Source organism: Amycolatopsis keratiniphila subsp. keratiniphila, assembly GCF_001620365.2.
Lineage (GTDB): Bacteria > Actinomycetota > Actinomycetes > Mycobacteriales > Pseudonocardiaceae > Amycolatopsis > Amycolatopsis keratiniphila.
On record NZ_LQMT02000010.1, the window covers coordinates 221,657 to 238,853 of the forward strand.

12 protein-coding genes are annotated in these 17,197 nt (G+C 69.5%); 2 read left to right on the forward strand and 10 right to left on the reverse strand.

Going from position 1 to position 17,197, the window contains the following annotated elements; translation table 11 throughout:
- Nucleotides 1-25 precede the first annotated feature (25 nt).
- On the reverse strand, nucleotides 26-1,336 hold the full coding sequence (gene ftsY, locus AVR91_RS09300) for a signal recognition particle-docking protein FtsY (RefSeq protein WP_063273736.1): 1,311 nt from the start codon (nucleotides 1,334-1,336) through the stop codon (nucleotides 26-28).
- 152 nt (nucleotides 1,337-1,488) lie between these two features.
- Between ftsY and AVR91_RS09305 the strand changes: the two genes are divergently transcribed.
- Nucleotides 1,489-2,697, forward strand: a complete 1,209-nt coding sequence (locus AVR91_RS09305) for an anhydro-N-acetylmuramic acid kinase (RefSeq protein WP_211282680.1) — start codon at nucleotides 1,489-1,491, stop codon at nucleotides 2,695-2,697.
- A gap of 9 nt (nucleotides 2,698-2,706) precedes the next feature.
- The gene (locus AVR91_RS09310) at nucleotides 2,707-4,290 is read left to right on the forward strand and encodes a sodium:solute symporter (RefSeq protein WP_063273735.1); all 1,584 of its coding nucleotides are present in this window, start codon (nucleotides 2,707-2,709) and stop codon (nucleotides 4,288-4,290) included.
- A 76-nt stretch (nucleotides 4,291-4,366) separates the two neighbouring features.
- Here the strand turns inward: AVR91_RS09310 and smc are convergent, their stop codons facing one another.
- From smc to kdpF, 9 genes are all read right to left on the reverse strand, one after another.
- Nucleotides 4,367-7,966 carry a chromosome segregation protein SMC gene (smc, locus tag AVR91_RS09315; protein ID WP_063273352.1) on the reverse strand — a complete coding sequence of 1,200 codons (3,600 nt, stop codon included), beginning with the start codon at nucleotides 7,964-7,966 and terminating at the stop codon, nucleotides 4,367-4,369.
- Nucleotides 7,967-8,054: 88 nt separating this feature from the next.
- Nucleotides 8,055-8,342: an acylphosphatase gene (locus AVR91_RS09320; protein ID WP_043848306.1), complete on the reverse strand. Its 288-nt coding sequence runs from the start codon at nucleotides 8,340-8,342 to the stop codon at nucleotides 8,055-8,057.
- Between the two features lie 253 nt (nucleotides 8,343-8,595).
- On the reverse strand, nucleotides 8,596-9,123 hold the full coding sequence (locus AVR91_RS09325) for a hypothetical protein (protein WP_228709164.1): 528 nt from the start codon (nucleotides 9,121-9,123) through the stop codon (nucleotides 8,596-8,598).
- Between the two features lie 268 nt (nucleotides 9,124-9,391).
- Nucleotides 9,392-10,093 (reverse strand): response regulator, encoded by a 702-nt coding sequence (locus tag AVR91_RS09330; RefSeq protein WP_037342241.1) that lies wholly within the window; start codon nucleotides 10,091-10,093, stop codon nucleotides 9,392-9,394.
- Nucleotides 10,090-12,675, reverse strand: coding sequence for a sensor histidine kinase (locus AVR91_RS09335; protein ID WP_063823128.1), 2,586 nt, complete (start codon nucleotides 12,673-12,675; stop codon nucleotides 10,090-10,092). Before AVR91_RS09335 ends, AVR91_RS09330 begins: the two co-directional genes overlap by 4 nt.
- 5 nt (nucleotides 12,676-12,680) lie before the next feature.
- Nucleotides 12,681-13,292, reverse strand: a complete 612-nt coding sequence (locus AVR91_RS09340) for a potassium-transporting ATPase subunit C (RefSeq protein ID WP_063273353.1) — start codon at nucleotides 13,290-13,292, stop codon at nucleotides 12,681-12,683.
- 4 nt (nucleotides 13,293-13,296) lie between these two features.
- Nucleotides 13,297-15,390, reverse strand: coding sequence for a potassium-transporting ATPase subunit KdpB (gene kdpB, locus AVR91_RS09345; RefSeq protein ID WP_063273354.1), 2,094 nt, complete (start codon nucleotides 15,388-15,390; stop codon nucleotides 13,297-13,299).
- Nucleotides 15,387-17,048 carry a potassium-transporting ATPase subunit KdpA gene (gene kdpA / locus AVR91_RS09350; protein WP_063273355.1) on the reverse strand — a complete coding sequence of 554 codons (1,662 nt, stop codon included), beginning with the start codon at nucleotides 17,046-17,048 and terminating at the stop codon, nucleotides 15,387-15,389. Before kdpA ends, kdpB begins: the two co-directional genes overlap by 4 nt.
- Complete coding sequence (gene kdpF, locus AVR91_RS09355) at nucleotides 17,048-17,149, reverse strand: K(+)-transporting ATPase subunit F (RefSeq protein ID WP_007031325.1); 102 nt, start codon at nucleotides 17,147-17,149, stop codon at nucleotides 17,048-17,050. The genes kdpA and kdpF overlap by 1 nt, the downstream gene beginning before the upstream one ends.
- Between the last annotated feature and the right edge of the window lie 48 nt (nucleotides 17,150-17,197).

Below are 17,197 nucleotides of genomic sequence, written 5' to 3' on the forward strand. Positions count from 1 at the left end.
GGAACGGCCCGTTCATAGCATCGGGCTAGCTGCTGAGCAGGGCCTCGACGAACGCGCCCGGCTCGAACGGCGCCAGATCGTCCGGCCCCTCACCGAGGCCGACCAGCTTCACCGGCACCCCGAGTTCCCGCTGCACCTGGAAGACGATGCCGCCCTTCGCGGTGCCGTCCAGTTTGGTCAGCACGATGCCGGTGACGTCGATGACCTCCGAGAACACGCGGGCCTGCATCAGCCCGTTCTGCCCGGTGGTGGCGTCGAGCACCAGCAACACCTCGTCGACCTTCGCCTGCTTCTCGACGACTCGCTTGACCTTGCCCAGCTCGTCCATCAGGCCGGTCTTGGTGTGCAGGCGGCCGGCGGTGTCGACCAGGACCGTGTCCACGCCCGCCTCGGTGCCGCGTTTGACGGCGTCGAAGGCGACCGCCGCCGGGTCCGCGCCTTCCTTGCCGCGCACGACCTCGGCGCCCACACGCTCGGCCCACGTCTGGAGCTGGTCCGCCGCGGCGGCGCGGAAGGTGTCGGCCGCGCCGAGCACCACGGTGCTGCCCTGCGCGACGAGCACGCGGGCGAGTTTGCCGGTGGTGGTGGTCTTGCCGGTGCCGTTGACCCCGGCGACCAGCACGACGGCGGGCTGCTTCTTCCCGTCGACGGTGTGCGGCAGCGCGCGGACGGCCCGCACGGCGTCGGTCGAGAGTGCGGCGGTCAGCACCTCCTGCAAGACCGCGCGTGCCTCCTCCGAGGTCCGCACGGCGCGGCGCTTCAGCTCGTCGCGAAGACGCTCGACGATCTCGGTGGTCGTCGCGGCGCCCAGGTCCGCCATGAGCAGCGTGTCCTCGACGTCCTGCCAAGAGTCCTCATCGAGGTCGCCGGCACCCAGCAGGCCCAGCAGGCTCTGCCCGAACACCGAGCGGGACTTGCCCAGCCTGCCGCGCAGCCGCTCCAGGCGTCCGGCGGCCGGGGCGATCTCCTCGGCGGGCGCGGGTGCCGCATCCTCAGGAGCCTCGGTGGGTTCGGGAAGTTCGACGTCGCGCACCGTGCGCTGCGCGGAATCCCGCGGCACCGCCGCGTCGTCGCCGACGGCGGGCTGGCCGTCGGTCTCCGGGCGATCCTCGACCGGGTGTTCCGGTTCCTCGGTCTTCTCCTCGCCGCCGGGGGCGAGCGCGATCCCGCCTGTCGCGGTATAACCGCCGCCCTTCGGCTTCTCGACGACGTCGGCAGCCTTGGACTCGTCCAGGCTGATCCGGCGGCGGCGCGCGATGAGCAGCCCGGCCACCAGAACGGCGACCAGGACCACGACGGCAACGACAACGATCCAGAACCAGGGGGTACTCGACACGGCGCCATCCTCGCATCCGTACCCCGCCGCGCTCAGACGCCCCACGGGAAGCAAGCCGATCTTGTCAAGCACCCACTGGATAGGACTCATTTCGGACAAGAAGAAACGGTCGCGCTTGCGCGGTCTCCGGAACGAGGGCTAGACCACTTCGAATGACGGTTCTCTCCGGCACTGGGGTCCGGATCATCGGGCTCATCTCCGGCACTTCGATCGACGGGATCGACGTGGCGGCAGCCGAACTGCGCGCCGACGGGGACACGGTGGTGCTCACCCCGTTCGGGCAGCTCGAAATCCCTTATCCCGAACCACTCCGCGAAGCCTTGCTCGCCGCCCTCCCGCCGAATCCCTGTGACGCCGAGCAGCTCACGAAACTCGACACCCTGGTGGGCCAGGCCTTCGCCGAGGCGGCCGCGCGTGGCGTCGAGGAGCTGGCGGGCGGCGAAGCGGACGTCGTCGCTTCGCTGGGCCAGACGGTGTTCCACTGGGTCGAAGACGGCACCGCGCGTGGCACGTTGCAACTGGGGAACCCGGCGTGGATCGCCGAACGCACCGGACTGCCGGTGGTGGCCGACCTCCGTGTCCGCGACGTCGCCGCCGGCGGGCACGGCGCCCCGCTCGCCAGCACGATGGACGCGTTGTGGCTACGGGAAATGGCCACGCTCGGCCCGGTCGCGGCACTGAACATCGGCGGGATCGCGAACATCACGGTCGTCCCCGCCGATGGTGCCGTCATGGCCTACGACACCGGCCCCGGCAACGCCCTCATGGACATCGCCGCGCACCGCGCCACCGGCCGTCGTGCCGACATCGACGGCGCGCTCGCCCTTCGCGGCACTGTCCGGCCCGACCTGCTGGCGAAGCTCCTGCTAGACCCGTACTACGCGGCCACGCCACCGAAGTCGACCGGCAAAGAGCTCTTCCACGGCGCGTACCTCGACGCGGCGCTCGACGGGCTCCCACCGGTCGGCGCGGAAGATCTCGTGGCGACGCTGACCGAACTGACCGCGGTGACGATCGCCGCGGAATGCCGCCGCCACGGCATCGCCACGCTGATCGTCTCCGGCGGCGGCGCCGACAACCCGGCGCTGATGGCCGCCCTCACCAGGAACCTGCCGGGCACGGCGCTGAAGACCAGCGACGACCACGGGCTGCCGCGCGCGGGCAAAGAGGCATACCTGACCATTCTGCTCGGCTGGCTGACGTGGTCCGGCGTCCCGGGGAACCTCCCGTCGGCGACCGGCGCCCGCGGCCACCGGTTGCTCGGCAGCATCACCCCGGGCGCGGACCCCCTGCGGCTCCCCGCCCCGCATACCTCAACCGTGACCCGGCTACGGGTAGCGGCGAAGACCGGCGAGCGATAGGAGATACGGATGCGCGCACTTGACCTCGCGATCATCGGGCTTTTTCTGGTCGGCATGCCCTTGCTGGGTGTCTGGATCGGCGGCAAACAGAAATCCGGCTCCGACTACTTCGTCGGTGAAGGCAAGATCTCCTGGTGGGTGGCCTGCCTTTCGGTCGTCTCCGCGGAGACGTCCACTCTCACCGTGCTCTCCGTGCCGACGGTGGCCTACATCGCCACCCCCGGCGACGGCGGGATGACCTACCTCGCACTCGCCATCGGCTACATCGCCGGCCGGATCGTGGTGTCGATGGTGCTGTTGCCGCGTTACGTGGCGGGCAACCTGGTCACCGCGTACGCCTTCCTCGGCAAGCGTTTCGGCAGCGGACTGCAGGGCACCGCGTCGGTGACCTTCCTGCTCACCCGCACGCTGGCCGACGGGATCCGGCTGTTCGCCACCGCGATCCCGATCAAGGTGGTGATGGCGGCCTACGGGCTGAACGTCTCGTACTGGACCATCGTGGTCGGACTCGGTATCGCGATGGTGCTCTACAGCTTCTTCGGCGGCGTCCGCGCGGTCGTCTGGGTCGACGCGATCCAGATGCTCTGGTACATCCTCGGCGCGGTCGTGGTGATCTGGGCGATCTCCGGCAGGCTGCCGGACGGCTGGTTCGGCAAGGCCGTCGACGCGAACAAGTTCCAGATCTTCGACTTCTCCTCGAACATGCTCACCGGGCAGTACGCGTTCTTCACCGCGCTGATCGGCGGCGCGGTGCTCTCGATGGCCTCGCACGGCTCCGACCAGCTGATCGTGCAGCGCCTTCAGTCCACCAACGACCTGCGTGCCGCGCGGAAGGCGCTGGTCGCCAGCGGTTTCGTGGTGTTCCTGCAGTTCGCGCTGTTCCTGTTCATCGGTGTGCTGCTGTGGGCGCTCTACAACGGCCTCAACCCGACCAAGCCGAAGCCGGAAGGCCTCGGGCTGGCCAACAAGGACGAACTGTTCGCCAACTTCATCGTGAACGACCTGCCGAGCGGCCTGTCCGGGTTCGTCATCGCCGGGATCCTCGCCGCCGCACTGAGTTCGTCGCTCGGCGCGCTGGCGTCGTCGACGGTGACCGACGTCTACGAACGGGTGATCGGCCGGGAACTCCCGGAAGCCGAACGGCTGAAGCACGGCCGGATCTGGACGATCGTCTGGGCGGGCGCGCTGATCCTGTGCGCGGGTTTCTTCGCCTCCTCCAACAAGACCTCGGCCGATCCGATCGTGGTGCAGGCGCTCGGCATCACCGGGTACACCTACGGCGCGCTGCTCGGCGCGTTCCTCCTCGGCCTGCTGTTCAAGCGGGCGAGGCAGGCGGACGCGATCGTGGCGTTCGTGTCGACGGTGATCGTGATGGCGTTCATCATCCTGGGCGTCAAGTTCAACAAACCGGACGGCAGCCTGATCGGCGTCGACTTCAGCAAGTCGTCCGGGAACACGGTGGCGCTGGCGTGGCCGTGGTACACGCTGTGCGGTGTGGTGATCACGCTCGTGGTGGGCGGGCTGCTTTCGCTGCGGCACGGGAGTGTGGACCCGCTGGCGGAGCCGGACGTGAAGGAGTCCACTCCGGCCTAGCCCCCTCCCGTAAATGTCATGAAAGGGTCGTTCAGGACATTTTTTGTCCTGAACGACCCTTTCATGACATCGGGGATCAGGCGGTGACCGGGTCCTCTTCGGAGGTCCGCAACCGCTGCGAGATCACCTTCGTGATGCCGTCGCCCTGCATCGAAACGCCGTACAGCGCGTCGGCGATCTCCATGGTCGGCTTCTGGTGGGTGATGATGATCAGCTGCGACGAGTCCCGCAGCTGCTCCAGCAGCCCGATCAGCCGTCGCATGTTGGTGTCGTCGAGCGCGGCCTCGACCTCGTCCATGACGTAGAAGGGCGAAGGCCGGGCGCGGAAGATCGCCACCAGCATGCCGACGGCGACAAGCGACTTCTCGCCACCGGACAGCAGCGAGAGCCGCTTGACCTTCTTGCCCGGCGGGCGCGCTTCGACGTCGACGCCGGTGGCGAGCAGGTCGTTGGGCTGGGTGAGCACCATGCGCCCCTCGCCACCCGGGAACAGCACACCGAACACGGTCTCGAACTCGCGCGCGACGTCCTCGTACGCCGACGCGAAGACCTCGAGGATCTTCTCGTCGACCTGCTTGATGACGGCTTCGAGGTCCTTGCGGGTGTCCTTGAGGTCTTCGAGCTGGGTCGAGAGGAACTTGTAGCGCTCCTCCAGCGCCGCGAACTCCTCCAGCGCCAACGGGTTGACCTTGCCCAGCAGGCTCAGGTCCTTCTCCGCGCGCTTCGCCCGGCGAGCCTGGGTGTCGCGGTCGAACGGCATGGGCGGCGGCGGGGTGACGTCCTCGCCGCGTTCCTTGGCCGCCTCGTACTCGGCCATCTCCCCCGCGCTCGGCGGCACGGGGACGTCCGGGCCGTACTCGGAGACGAGATCCTCGAGGCCGATGCCGAAGTCTTCGGCGATCTTGGTTTCGAGCTGTTCGAGCCGCAGCCGCTGCTCGGCGCGCAGCACCTCGTCGCGGTGGACGGCGTCGGTGAGCTTCTCCAGTTCACCGGTCAGCTCACGGACCTTGCTGCGGACCTGCGTCAGCGCGGTCTCCCGCGACTGCCGCTGCGCCTGCGCCTCGTCCCGCTCGTGCGCGGCGCGCTGCACGGAGACCTCGATGCGCTCCAACGCGATCTCGCCGCCGTTGACCACCGCGTTGGCGATCTCGGCGCCGCGTTTCCGCGCGGCCCTGGACTTTTCGGCCCGTTCGCGGGCCTGGCGCTCGGCGTGCGCGGCCCGGCGGAGCGATTCGGCCTTGCCCTGGATGCTCCGCGCCCGCTCCTCGGCGGTGCGCAGCGCGAGCCGGGACTCCATCTCCTCCTGGCGGACCGTGCCGAGGTCTTCGGCGGCCTGGTCTCGCTCGGCGGTGTCCGGATCCTCGTCGACTTCCTGCTCGGCGACGGCGGCCAGCCGCTCTTCGAGTTCGGCGAGCTGCTGCAGCGCCTGCTCGCGGCTCTGCTCGACCTTGGCACGCTGGTTGCTCAGGCGGTCCATTTCGGCCTGTGCGGCACGCGCGGCCTGCTGCAGCCTGTTCAGCCGCTCGGACGAGCGGGCCTTGCGGACCTTCGCGTCCCCGAGCGCGTCCTTGGCCCTGCTGACCTCTTCGCGCCGGGCGGCCTGGCCGGCGCGGGCACCTTCGAGCTCCGCGGCGGTGCGTTCCAGCGCGCGCTCGGCGGCGTTCAGCCGGTCACCCGCCTCGTCGACCGCGGCCTGCACCTCGATGACGCTTTCGCTGCGCGCGGAACCACCGACCGCCCAGCGCGCACCGAAGACATCGCCCTCGGGCGTGACCGTACTGACCTCGGGGTACACCTCGACGAGACGGCGCGCGGACTCCAGACCGTCCACAATGGCCACCCGGTCGAGCGCGTGCTCGACCGCGGAGCGCAGCGCGGGCGGCGCCGTGACCACTTCACGCGCCCAGCGCGCGCCCTCGGGCAACGACGGCCAGGCGCTGGTGTCCACAGTGGATTCCAGCCCGCCGAGCAGAATGCCGGCGCGGCCGGAATCGTTGTCCTTCAAGAACTTCAGTGCGGCGAGCGCGTCGGCGCCGCCGTTGACCGCGACCGCGTCGGCGACCGGGCCGAGCGCCGCGGCCAGCGCGACCTCGTGTCCGGCCTCGACGGTCAGCAGCGCGGCCACCGAACCGAGAAGACCCGGCAGCTCGTGCTGCGCGCCGAGCAGCGCGCCCGCGCCGTCCTTGCGCCGCAAGCCCATCGACAGCGCCTCGACGCGCGCCTTCTCCGACGCGATCTCGCGCTCGGCGGCCCGCTCGGCCTTGACCAGCTCCTCGACCCTGGCCTTGGCGGCGTTGTTGGCCTCCACCGCGCGGTCGTGGTGGGCCTGGAGGTCGAGGTCGTCGGACTCCTCGACACCACCTTCGGCCTTGGCCTCTTCGAGCTCTTCGACGGCGATCTCCGCGCGCTCGGCGGCCTCTTCGAGCGACACCGTGAGCCGGTCGATCTCGTCGGAGGTCGCGCCGTTCTTGCTGCGCAGCGCCTCGACCTGCCCGGTGAGCTTCGCGAGCCCTTCCCGGCGGTCGGCGATCGCGCGGACGGCGGCCATATGCGCGCGCTCGGCCGCCTGGACGAGGTGTTCGAGCTGCTCGCGCCGCTGAACGGTCTCCGAAAGCACCATCCGGGCTTCGGCGACGGCCTCGTTGAGCTCCTGCTCCCGCTCGGCGACCTGCTCGGCCTCGGCCAGCAGCTCGTCGGGGTCGCGGCCGGTGCTCGCCTGCTGCACGTCGGACGACAGATGCCGCTGACGCTCCAGCGCGAGCCGCACCGTGCCGCGCAGCCGCTCCGTCAACGCGGACAGCTTGTACCAAGTCTCCTGAGCCGCGGCCAGCTTCGGCGCGTCCTCGGCGAGCGACGCTTCGAGCTCGGCCTCCTCGGCGGCGACGATCTCCAGCGCCTGCTCGACCTCGGCGCGACGCTGGCGGGCGACGCGCTCGTCGGCCTCTTCCTTGGCGATGCCCGCGCGCTGGGTGACGAGGTCGTGGGCGAACAGCCGCAGCCGGGCGTCACGCAGTTCGGACTGCACCCACTGCGCCTTGCGGGCGATCTCGGCCTGCTTGCCCAGCGGTTTGAGCTGGCGGCGGAGCTCGGTGGTGAGGTCGCCGAGGCGGTCGAGGTTGCCCTGCATGTTCGCGAGCTTGCGCAGGGTCTGTTCCTTGCGCTTGCGGTGCTTGAGGACACCGGCCGCCTCTTCGATGAAGGCGCGGCGCTCCTCGGGCTTGGATTCGAGGATCGCCGAAAGCTGCCCCTGCCCGACGATGACGTGCATCTCACGGCCGATACCGGAGTCCGACAGAAGTTCCTGCACGTCCATCAGGCGGCAGCGGTCGCCGTTGATCTCGTATTCGCTCGCGCCGTCACGGAACATCCGGCGGGTGATGGAGACTTCGGAGTACTCGATGGGCAGCGCGCCGTCGGCGTTGTCGATGGTCAGGGTGACCTCGGCGCGCCCGAGCGGGGCACGGCCGGCGGTCCCGGCGAAGATGACGTCCTCCATCTTGCCGCCGCGAAGGTCCTTCGCGCCCTGGGTGCCCATGACCCAGCGGAGCGCGTCGAGGACGTTCGACTTGCCGGACCCGTTCGGTCCGACCACGCAGGTGATGCCCGGCTCGAAACGCAACGTCGTCGCCGAGGCGAAGGACTTGAAGCCCTTGAGCGTCAGGCTCTTCAGGTGCACGTCGTGCTGACCCCTCTGGCTGCGGGAACCGGTCGTTCAATCGGCCCAGGCTACCTGTGTGCTCACGGTGATCGTGGGACGCGGGGCCTCAGCGCTCCACGAACCCGCGGAGCCCGCCCTTCGCGGGCGACCAGCGTTCGACGACGTGGTCCACACTTCCGGGTGATTCCCCGGAGCGCAAAGCCGCCAAAAGCCGCTCACAGTGTTCACGATCACCCTCCGCCACCACCTCGACACGTCCGTCGGCCAGATTGCCCGCGCTGCCGACCAACCCCAGCTCAAGTGCCCTGCTGCGGGTCCACCAGCGGAAACCGACACCCTGCACCCGCCCGTGCACCCACGCGGTCAGCCTGATGTGCGTTACTTCTTCACTCACGACCCCTATCGTGCACCATGTGGATGAACGCGGAGGGTGAACACGACGTTCGCTGTAGTTCGCAGACGGTGAAGCGGCGGTGATAATCTCCGCGCCGGGTCCCCACTTCGGGCTACCTCGCCCGGGTAGCCGAACTCCCCGAAGCCCCCCATCCGAGGAGCCAGCACATGCCCCGTCCCGACGGGTCTGATTCGAGCGCACGCGTGTCCGTGGCACCGCCGCGCGGCGCCACCGGCAAGCTCAACCGCGCAGGCTACGCCGTACTCGGCGTCAGCGGCCTCGTGGTGGCCACGGCCTTCGCCGCGATCGCCGAACTCGCGGGTCCCGGCGTTTCCGCCACCGCGGGCGGTACCGGCATCCCCGGCGGCGGACAGGGTGTCGCCCCCGCCGGCGTCCAGCTGGTGCCGGGCAACGCCGTCCCCGGCGGCCCGATGACCGTCAGCGGTTCACCGACCCCCGGCGCGCCGTCCAGCTCGACGGCGCCGCCGACCACGGTGACGTCGGTCGGCCCGGACGGGAAGGAGACGACGAGCGTCGTCGCCCCGCCTCCGCCGCCTGTGACGCCCCCTGGCGGCGGACCGGGCCCGAACCCGAATCCTTCGCCGACGAAACTGCCGCCCACCTCGACGAAGTCCACCCCGCCCACAACGCCGCCGAGCACTCCGCCGGAGACCTCGACGGGGAGCCCGACGACCACGACCACCACGGGTGGCGGCTCCAGCACCAGCGGCGCCCCCAGCGAGTCGACTCCGGGCCGGTCCAGCACCTCCGGCACCGACACTTCGACGAGCAGCGCCCAGTAAGACTTTCGGTCCGTGAAGGCCTCCTTGCCTACCTTGAGGGTAGGGAAGGAGGCCCTCACTACTTCACGGCGTGGCGCTGGAGCGGCAGGCTCACGGCAAGGAGTTGCGAAAGCCACTTTCGCAACGTTGAAGGTTGCGAAAGTGGCTTTCGCAACGCGCCCCTCCCCAAGCGGATGTCATGAAAGGGTCGTTCAGGACGAAAAACGTCAGGAACGACCCTTTCATGACACTCGGGACCGAACGGCATCACATTTCGAAGCGGTACCCCATCCCGGGTTCCGTCAGCAGGTGCCGCGGCCGCGACGGTTCCGGCTCCAGCTTCCGCCGCAACTGCGCCAGGTACACCCGCAGGTAGTGCGACTCCGTCTCGTACGTCGGCCCCCACACCTCGTGCAGCAACTGCTTCTGCGCCACCAGACGGCCGCGGTTGCGCACCAGCAGTTCCAGCACACCCCATTCGGTCTTGGTGAGGTGCACCTCCTTGCCGTCCCGGCGCACCTTCTTCGCCGCGAGGTCGATCCGGAAGGATCCCGTGTCCACCACCGCGTCCGCACCGTCCACACTGGACGTCGCCGACCGGCGGACGGCGGCGCGGAGCCGCGCGAGCAGTTCGTCCATGCCGAAGGGTTTGGTGACGTAGTCGTCGGCGCCGGCGTCGAGGGCCTGCACCTTGTCGGCCGAATCGCCGCGCGCGGACAGCACGATGATCGGCACCGTCGTCCAGCCGCGCAGCCCGGCGATCACCTCGGTGCCGTCGAGGTCGGGCAGGCCGAGGTCGAGCACGACGACGTCGGGTTTGGTCTCGGCGACGGCCTTCAGCGCGGCCGTCCCGTCGTGCGCGGTGATCACCTTGTAGCCGCGGGCGGACAGGTTGATCCGCAGGGCTCGCACGATCTGCGGTTCGTCGTCGACGACCAGCACGGTCGCCGACGCGTTGTCTGCGCTCATCGCACTCGCTCCTCCTCTTCGTTCTCGAGGCCCTCGTCGTCGAAAGCGAGGAGGCTCTTTTCCGGATCCTGACCAACATATGCGGGCAGCGAGATGACGACGGTGAGCCCGCCGCCGGGCGTGTCCTCCGCCCGGATCCGCCCGCCCATCGCCTCGGTGAACCCCTTGGCGACCGACAGCCCCAGTCCCACGCCGGGCACGCTGTCCCGGTCTCCCCCGAGCCGCTGGAACGGCGCGAACGCCGAGTCCGCGGTGCCCTTCTTCAGCCCGCGCCCGTGGTCGATGATGCGCAGTTCGACGTGTTCGGAATGCGTGCTGGCGCGGGCCGAGACCGGCTCGCCGGACGCGCCGTGCCGCAAGGCGTTGTCGATCACGTTCGCCACCACCCGCTCCAGCAGGCCGGGGTCGGCGCACACCGACGGCAGCCGTGAGTCGATCGCGACCACGACCGAAGCCGAGTTGTCCACATTGGACAACGCGTGCGAGACGACCTCGTCGTAGCCCACCGGGCGCAGGTGCGGGCGCACGGCACCGGTGGCCAGCCGCGACGAGTCGAGCAGGTTGTCGATCAGTCCGGCCAGCCGGTCGGCCGATTCCTCGATCGCTTCGAGCAGTTCGTCGGTGTCCTCTTCGGACAGTGAGATGTCGGTGGCGCGCAGGCTGCCGATGGACGCCTTGATCGACGTCAGCGGGGTGCGGAGGTCGTGTCCCACGGCGGACAGCAACGCCGTGCGCAGTTCGGTCGCCTCGGCTTTGCGTTCGGCCCGGATGGCCGCCTTCGCCGTCCGCTGCTGCCGCAACGCCAGCAACGCCTGCCCTGCCACGGCTTCCAGCACTCCCCGGTCCGACGCGGGCAGCGCGCGCCCGCGCAGCGTCAGGTGGACGTCGGCGGTGACGGCGATGTCGGCGTCGGCCTGGTCCGGGTCCGCGCACGGATCCGTGCCGGCGTTCGCCACCCGCTTCCACTTCCCGTCCCGTTTTTCCAGCAGGGTCACCGAAGTCATCCCGAAGTTCTCGCGGACCTTCTCCAGCAGCCGCTCGATCGGGTTGGTGTGGGTGAGCACGGTCCGCGCGTACGACGCCAGCAGCGCCGCCTCGGTCCGCGCCCGCGCGGCCTGCGTCGCGCGCCGGGCCGCGGTGTCGACGACCGCCGCGACGAGGATCGCCACCAGCACCATCGCGACCAGCGTGATCACGTTGCGGGGCTCGTGGACGGTCAGGGTGTACAGCGGCGGGGTGAAGAAGAAGTTCAGCAACCCGGCCGAGACCACCGCCGCGAGCAGCGCGGGGCCGAGCCCGCCCGCGAGCGCGACCAGCACCGTCGCGAGGACGTAGTCGACGACGTCGGTGGAGAAGTCGAGGTGGTCGCGCAGCAGGACGCCGAGCAGCGTCGCCAACGCGGGCAGCACCAGCGACAGCACCCATCCGGTCAGGCGGCGGGATGGCGTCAAAGGGCTGCGGTTGAACCGGGCACGCAGCCGTCCGCCCGCTTGGGCGTGCGTGACCATGTGGACGTCGATCGGGCCGGACCGCTGGACCACGGCCGCGCCGATGCCTTCGTCGAACAGCCGCGCCACCCGTGACCGGCGCGAGGTCCCGACGACGAGCTGCGTGGCGTTCACCCCCTGCGCGAAGTCGAGCAGCGCCGTCGGCACGTCGTCGCCGACGACGGTGTGGAAGGTCGCGCCGACCTCTTCGGCCAGCTTCCGGTACTTGCCGACCGCCGTCGGCCCCATTCCGGCGAGCCCGTCGCCGCGCAGGATGTGCAGCACCTGCAGTTCGGCGCCCGCGCGGTTCGCGATACGGCTCGCGCGACGGATCAGCGTCTCGCTCTCCGGGCCGCCGGTGATGGACACGACCACCCGTTCGCGGGCTTCCCACGTGTCGGTGATCTTCTGCTCCGCCCGGTACCGCTGCAGCGCGACGTCGACCTGGTCGGCGACCCACAGCAGCGCGAGCTCCCGCAACGCCGTGAGGTTGCCGGGCCGGAAGTAGTTGCCCAGCGCCGCGTCGATCCGCTCGGCCGGGTACACGTTGCCGTGCGCCAGGCGCCGCCGAAGTGCCTCGGGCGTGATGTCGACCAGCTCCAGCTGTTCGGCCCGCCGCACGACCTCGTCGGGCACCGTCTCCTGCTGGGTGACGCCGGTGATCCGCTCGACGACGTCGTTGAGGCTCTGCAGATGCTGCACGTTGACCGTGGAGAGGACGTCGATCCCGGCGTCGAGCAGTTCGTCGATGTCCTGCCATCGCTTCTCGTTGCGCGACCCCGGCACGTTGGTGTGCGCGAGTTCGTCGACCACGGCGACCTCGGGCGCGCGGGCGAGCAGCGCGTCGAGGTCCATCTCCTCGAACTCGTGCTCCCGGTGCGCGGACCGGCGGCGCGGCACGGTCTCCAGACCCTCGACGAGCTCCGCGGTCTTCTTCCGCCCGTGTGTCTCGACCAGGCCGATGACCACGTCGGTGCCGCGGTCGAGGCGGCGGCGCGCCTCGCCGAGCATCGCGTAGGTCTTGCCGACGCCCGGGGCCGCGCCGAGGTAGATCCTCAGCTCACCCCGGCGCGGCTTGGTCGTGTTCTCGTCCACGTCTGTCAGTGTGCTCCTCCGGCCGCGTCGCGCACGGCCAAGTTGACCTTCAGCACATTGACGCCCGGCACACCGATCCCGGCACCGCTCGTGTTCTCCGCGACGAGCTGCCGGACCTTCTCCTCGGACAGGCCCGTGTTCCTCGCCACTCGCGGGATCTGCAGGTCGGCGTAGGCGACGCTGATCGCCGGGTCCATCCCCGATCCCGACGCCGTCACCGCGTCGGCGGGCACCTGCGACTCCTGGACACCTTCGCGGGCGGCGATGAGCTTCTTGCGTTCGCCGATCGCGGCGACCAGGTCCTCGTTGTACGGGCCCTTGTTCGACGGTCCGGACGACGACGGGTCGCCGGGGCCGAGGACGTCCTTCGAGCCCGCGGACGGGCGGTTGTGAAACCACGGGTCCTTAGCGGGGTCTGCCGCGACCGGGTCGACGCCGATCCGGGCCGAGCCGACGGCTTGCCCGTTCTGGGTGATGATCGAGCCCTCGGCGTTGCCTTCGAGGCCGGGGATGCGGGAGACCGCCCACACGCCGAGCGGGTAGACGACCCCCAGCAGGACGGTGAAGACGAGCAGGACACGCAGCCCGGCGAGGGTCTGCTTGAACAACGGTTTCACGAGGTCACCCGATTCCAGGGATGAGACGGACGAGCAGGTCGATCAGCCAGATCCCGAGGAACGGGCTGACGATCCCGCCGAGGCCGTAGACCAGCAGGTTCCGGCGCAGCAGCGTCGAGGCCGAGGACGGTTTGTACCGGACGCCGCGCAGGGCGAGCGGGATCAGCCCGACGATGATCAGGGCGTTGAAGATGACCGCCGACAGGATCGCCGACTTCGGCGTCGCCAGGTTCATGATGTTGAGCGCGCCGAGCTGGGCGAAGATGCCGGTGAACATCGCGGGCAGGATGGCGAAGTACTTCGCGAGGTCGTTGGCGACGCTGAAGGTGGTCAGCGCGCCGCGGGTGATCAGCAGCTGTTTGCCGATCTCCACGATCTCGATCAGCTTCGTCGGGTCGGAGTCGAGGTCCACCATGTTCCCCGCCTCCTTGGCGGCGGAGGTCCCGGTGTTCATCGCGACGCCGACGTCGGACTGCGCGAGCGCGGGGGCGTCGTTGGTGCCGTCGCCGGTCATCGCGACCAGCCGCCCGCCTTCCTGCTCCTTCTTGATCAGCGCCATCTTGTCTTCGGGCTTGGCCTCGGCGAGGTAGTCGTCGACGCCCGCGTCCTGCGCGATGGCCTTGGCGGTGAGCGGGTTGTCCCCGGTGATCATGACGGTCTTGATCCCCATCGAGCGGAGCTGGACGAACCGCTCCTTCATCCCGGGTTTGACCACATCGGACAGCCGGATCACACCGCGCACGAACGCCTTCGCGCCGTCGTACTCCGCGACCACCAGCGGGGTGCCACCCTGCTGGCTGATCTCGTCGACGACGCTTTCGGTCTCGTCCGGCATGTCGCCACCGCGCTCGCGGACCCACTCGCGCACCGCGGCGGTGGCGCCCTTGCGGACCTGACGTTCATGGATGTCGATGCCGCTCATCCGGGTCTGCGCGGTGAACTCGACGAAGTCCGCGAGCTTCTCCTCGGCGGACACGGTCTCCGCGAGCCCGTGCTCCCGCGCGACGAGTTCGACGATGCTGCGGCCTTCCGGCGTGCCGTCGGCGAGGCTGGACAGCCGGGCCGCCTTGGCGATGTCGTCCATTGTGGACTCGCCGACCGGGATCAGCTCGGTGGCCTTGCGGTTGCCGAAGGTGATCGTGCCGGTCTTGTCCAGCAGTAGCGTCGAGACGTCGCCGGCGGCCTCGACCGCGCGACCGCTCGTGGCGAGGACGTTGCGCTGTACCAGCCGGTCCATCCCCGCGATACCGATCGCGGACAGCAGCGCGCCGATCGTCGTCGGGATCAGGCAGACCAGCAACGCGGTCAGCACGATCACCGACTGCTGGCTGCCCGAGTAGCCCGCCATAGGCTGCAGCGCCACGACGGCGAGCAGGAAGATGATCGTGAGCGTGGAGAGCAGGATCGTCAGCGCGATCTCGTTCGGCGTCTTCTGCCGGGAAGCGCCCTCCACCAAGGCGATCATGCGGTCCACAAAGGACTCGCCGGGTTTGGTGGTGATCTTCACGACGACGCGGTCACTGAGCACCGTGGTGCCGCCGGTGACCGCGCACCGGTCACCGCCCGATTCGCGGATGACCGGGGCCGATTCGCCGGTGATGGCCGATTCGTCGACGGTCGCGATGCCCTCGACGACGTCGCCGTCACCCGGGATGACCTGTCCGGCCTCGACGACCACCAGGTCGCCGACACGCAGGTCGGTTCCCGGCACGGTCTCCTCGTCGCCGTCCTCGGTGAGACGGCGCGCGACGGTCTCCTTCTTGCTGCGGCGCAGGGTTTCCGCCTGCGCCTTGCCCCGGCCCTCCGCGACCGCCTCGGCGAGGTTCGCGAACAGGACGGTGAACCACAGCCAGATCGTGATGAGGATGGTGAACACGCTCGGGTCGGTGATCGCGAAGACCGTGGTCAGCGCCGAGCCGATCCACACCACGAACATGACCGGGTTGCCGAGCTGGTGCCTGGGGTTGAGCTTGCGCAACGCCTCCGGGAGCGAGGTCAGCAGCTGGCGCGGGCTGAAGATCCCCGCGCCGACCCGGCCGGTGTTTTCGACGTGGTGCTGGGAGATCTCCTCCGGGGTGCGTTCTTGAGTCATGGTCATGCGAGTGCCTCTGCTATGGGCCCGAGCGCGAGCGCCGGGATGAAGGTGAGGGCCGCGACGAGCACGATCGTGCCCGCGAGCATCGTGCCGAAGAGCGGCCCGGTGGTGGGCAGCGTGCCGGCGGTCTCCGGAACCTTCCGCTGGGAGGCGAGGGATCCGGCCAGGCACAGCACGGCGAGGATCGGGATGAACCGGCCGAGCAGCATCGCCACCGACAGCGAAGACTGGAACCAGTCGTTCGTCACGGTGAGCCCGCCGAACGCGCTGCCGTTGTTGTTGCCCGCCGAGGCGTAGGCGTAGAGGACTTCGGAAAGGCCGTGCGCGCCGGAGTTCGTCATGGCGGCCGGGGTGTCGGCCAGCATCAGCGCGACACCGGAGCCGAGCAGGACCACGGTCGGCATCGCCAGCATGGAGACGGCGGCGCAGGTGACCTCGCGTTTGCCGAGCTTCTTCCCCAGGTATTCCGGCGTCCGGCCGACCATCAGCCCGGCGAGGAACATCGCGATCACGGCCATCACGAGGATGCCGTACAGACCGGTGCCCACCCCGCCCGGCGAGATCTCGCCCAGCAGCATGTTGAGCAGCGCGCCTCCGCCGCCGAGCCCGCTGTAGCTGTCGTGCGCGCCGTTGACCGCGCCGGTCGACGTGCCGGTGGTGGCGTTGGCGAACAGCGAACTCAGGCCTATGCCGAACCGCTGTTCCTTGCCCTCCAGATTCGCCCCGGCGGCCAGCGACGCGGGGCCGCTCGCGTTGGCTTCGGACAGCCAGGTGACCGTGAGCATCGCGGTGAACAGCCCGGCCATCACCGAAAGCAGGACGTACCCCTGCCGCGTGTTGCCGACGAGTTTGCCGAACGTGCGGGTCAGCGACACCGGGATGACCAGGATCAGGAAGATCTCGATCAGGTTGGTCCAGGCGTTCGGGTTCTCGAAAGGGTGCGCGGAGTTGGCGTTGAAGATGCCGCCGCCGTTGGTGCCGAGTTCCTTGATGGCTTCCTGGCTCGCGGCGGGCGCGAGGGCGATCTTGCTCGTGCTGCCGTCCGGGTTGAGGACGTCGACGCCGCTCTTGAGGCTCTGGACGACGCCGAGCGCGATCAGCGCGATCGCCGCCACGAACGCGATCGGCAGCAGGATCCGGATCGTGCCGCGCGTCAGGTCCACCCAGAAGTTGCCGAGGCGGTCGGTCTTCGACCGGACGAAGCCGCGGACGACCGCGATGGCGACCGAAAGGCCGACGGCGGCGGACAGGAAGTTCTGCACGGTCAGGCCGGCCATCTGCACGAAGTGACCCATGGTCGCTTCGGGGCTGTAGGACTGCCAGTTCGTGTTCGTCACGAAGCTGACGGCGGTGTTGAAGGCGACCGCCGGCGAGACCGGCTCCTTGCCGAGGCTCCACGGCAGGATCGTCTGAAGCCGTTGAAGCAGGTACAAGAAGATGACGGAGACGAACGAGAAGCCGATCACGGCGGACGCGTAGGTCTTCCAGTGCTGTTCCGATCCGGGGTTCACCCGGAAGAGGCGGTACAGGCCGCGTTCGGCCTTGGTGTGCTTCTCGGTCGAGAAGACGCGCGCCATGTAATCGCCCAGTGGCCGGTGGACCACGGCGAGCGCGACGAGGAGAAGGCCGGCCTGCAGGAGGCCGGCCGAGGTGTCTGACATCAGAATTTCTCCGGCCTGACCAGTGCGATGAACAAATAGACGATCAGCCCCAGCGCCAGCAGTCCGCCGACGACGTTGGCCACGGCTCCCGTGCCGGTCACAGCTTTTCCAGACCGCGAAGGGTCAGGGCGAGAACCACGAATACGCCG

Coding starts and splice junctions, on each gene's coding strand:
- AVR91_RS09305 (WP_211282680.1), top strand. CDS start 1,489: ATGACGGTTCTCTCCGGCACTGGGGTCCGGATCATCGGGCTCATCTCC.
- AVR91_RS09310 (WP_063273735.1), top strand. CDS start 2,707: ATGCGCGCACTTGACCTCGCGATCATCGGGCTTTTTCTGGTCGGCATG.
- AVR91_RS09330 (WP_037342241.1), bottom strand. CDS start 10,093: ATGAGCGCAGACAACGCGTCGGCGACCGTGCTGGTCGTCGACGACGAA.
- kdpB (WP_063273354.1), bottom strand. CDS start 15,390: ATGACCATGACTCAAGAACGCACCCCGGAGGAGATCTCCCAGCACCAC.
- kdpA (WP_063273355.1), bottom strand. CDS start 17,048: ATGTCAGACACCTCGGCCGGCCTCCTGCAGGCCGGCCTTCTCCTCGTC.